Origin of the sequence: uncultured Limnohabitans sp. (assembly GCF_937889215.1) — a bacterium.
Lineage (GTDB): Bacteria > Pseudomonadota > Gammaproteobacteria > Burkholderiales > Burkholderiaceae_C > Limnohabitans_A.
This window is the reverse complement of record NZ_CALBEX010000318.1, coordinates 1-1,961: the sequence shown is the minus strand read 5'-3', so window position 1 is coordinate 1,961 and position 1,961 is coordinate 1. Positions and strand designations below refer to the sequence as shown.

Annotated in this window: 2 protein-coding genes; both read right to left on the bottom strand. The window is 55.1% G+C overall.

The window, feature by feature from the left end; translation table 11 throughout:
- Window positions 1-114 precede the first annotated feature (114 nt).
- Complete coding sequence (locus Q0341_RS08165; protein ID WP_299511952.1) at window positions 115-1,404, bottom strand: glutamine synthetase family protein; 1,290 nt, start codon at window positions 1,402-1,404, stop codon at window positions 115-117.
- Between the two features lie 10 nt (window positions 1,405-1,414).
- On the bottom strand, window positions 1,415-1,961 hold a 547-nt coding region (locus Q0341_RS08160; protein WP_299511950.1), incomplete at its 5' end, for a cytochrome P450.

Sequence of the window (1,961 nt, the reverse complement as noted above, 5' to 3'; positions counted from 1 at the left end):
ACGTTGGGGATGTTATTGGCGACGGCCGCTTCCATCAGGTTCGTGCCTTCGGCAACCATTGCGGTTTTTGTGCTGCCATCGGGGAGGGTCCAAGTTACGTTCATGGGTCTGCCTTTAGATGTAGTGGATGTAAAAGTCACGTAACGCGACATCGTCAAGATCAGCGGTCTTTTCGACCTCGGCCCGACGCATGAAAATCTGATTGTCTACGAGTGTTTCACCGACCGCGGCGCGCAGGACTGTGTCTGCTTCAAGGTCGTCCATCGCAGCGTTCAGATCGGTTGCAACACCGGTTGTGGCGTCAGTCACTTCAAACCCGTCACCCGTTTCACGCGCGGGCAAGTCGTACCCGTTTGTGAGGCCAAGCCGTGCGGCTTGCAAAACAGCAGCGACAGCTGTGTAGGGGTTAGCAGATGCATCAGCCATGCGGTGTTCAAGACGTGTTTTGGTGCCACCTTCTTCAGATACACGCGTGGTCACGTTGCGGTGGTCGCCACCCCAGTTTTGCCAATACCCCGACAGGCTGGCAGGTTGCAGGCGCTTGTAGGAATTCGCAGTGGGGGCCAGCAATCCTGCAAGACCTTTGTGGTGATGTACCAGCCCCGCAATACAGCCTTTGGCCAAGTCGCTTAGATGATCGGGGCCGCTTTTGCCGTCTTTGGGCAGGGCGTTGTTGCCGTCCGCGTCTTGGAAGGAGAAATTGATGTGCATGCCTGATCCGCCAGCTTCGGCAAATGGTTTGGGCAAGAACGTCAAGACGATGCCAAAGCCCAATGCGATTTCACGGGCCATTTGGCGGAACAGCACGATGTCGTCCACGGCTTTCAACGCATTGTCGAACGTCAGCGTGTATTCAAACTGCGGCGCGTCGTATTCCGCCGTAATCATGTCCAAGCGGAACCCAAGCTTTTCGGCGGCTTCCCAGATCGCATCATTGAAACCAAGCGGGTCAGTGCCGGGGCCAGTGCCGTACACAATAGCGCCCGGTGCATCGTAGGGGACCAAATTGCCGCTCTCATCTTTTTGAAACGCAAATGCCTCAAGCTCGATCCCAATCATGGGCGTCAGGCCATCTTCAACCCACGCAGCGACCGCACGCTTCAATGCACCACGTCCGCACATCGGCAGCGGCGTGCCGTCCATGCCGTACAGATCGCCGATGACAACTTTTGTGCCGTCCTGCCAGCTGTCACGAATGTCATTCGCGTTCCAGCGTAGTTCCATATCGGGCAGCCCTTCCATCATCATTGAACCCGGTGAAGGCAACAAATCCTTGTCGAAGTGGACACCGTAAGTTGAACGGCAGAAATTCGTATTGCTGGTCCCGATTTTGGAGGGGGGCAAATATTTGCCACGGATCAGGCTCAGATGGTCGCAAAAAACTGCGCGCAGGCGATCGGTCATATGGTTTTCCCTAAGTAAGTTGGACGGTGACTGGCAGGTTTTTGATCCCGCTCACAAAATTGGACCGCAAAAATTTTGCTTCTCCGGCCGGTTCGATAGATTTGATGCGCTTGGCAAGTTCTTGAAACAAAATGCGCACTTCGAGACGCGCAAGCCACATGCCGAGACAAACATGGGGGCCACCTTGTCCAAACGACAGATGCTTGTTCGGTGTTCGCGCAAGATCCACGCGAAACGGATCATCGAACGCGGTTTCGTCACGGTTGCCAGAGATAAACCAATAGGCAACCTTGTCGCCTGCCTTGATTGTGTTTCCGTGCATGTCGAAATCGCGGGTCGCGGTGCGTCGGAAATACGAGGCAGGCGACGCCCAGCGGATGATTTCATCCGGTGCCGTATCAAGAACAGAACCCTCTTTGATTTGTCCCAAAAGTTCGGGCTGGTGGCAAAGTGCATGCATGCCAGCGGCGAGCGAATAGCGCGTTGTGTCATTGCCTGCGGCAACGAGCAGACAGAAGAAGTTCTTGAACTCACGCTCGTTGATGCATTTCCCATCG